We start from the raw sequence: 375 nt of genomic DNA on the forward strand, positions 1-375 counted from the left end.
GAATTTCCACCGAGACGATCTCTTCGTCGAAACGGCCCGCCTTCTGCGCGGCTTCCGCCTTGTTCTGCGAGAGCGCCGCAAACGCGTCCTGTTCTTCGCGCGTGATGCCGTATTCCTTCGCGACGTTTTCCGCCGTCACGCCCATGTGGTACTGGTTGTACACGTCCCACAGGCCGTCGACGATCATGCTGTCGATGAGCTTCGCGTCGCCCATGCGGAAGCCGTCGCGCGAGCCCGGCAGCACGTGAGGCGCGGCGCTCATGTTCTCCTGGCCGCCGGCCACGACGATGTCCGAATCGCCCGCGATGATCGCGTTGGCCGCGAGCATCACCGCCTTCAGGCCCGAGCCGCACACCTTGTTGATCGTCATGGCGG

Annotated in this window: 1 protein-coding gene; it reads right to left on the bottom strand. The window is 64.8% G+C overall.

Annotation, left to right across the window (positions count from 1 at the left end; translation table 11 throughout):
- Positions 1-375 (bottom strand): beta-ketoacyl synthase N-terminal-like domain-containing protein (locus AB3X99_RS40960; protein WP_368662075.1); only part of this gene is annotated, 375 nt, incomplete at both ends.

Origin of the sequence: Paraburkholderia sp. BR10882, assembly GCF_040948855.1 — a bacterium.
Lineage (GTDB): Bacteria > Pseudomonadota > Gammaproteobacteria > Burkholderiales > Burkholderiaceae > Paraburkholderia > Paraburkholderia nodosa_A.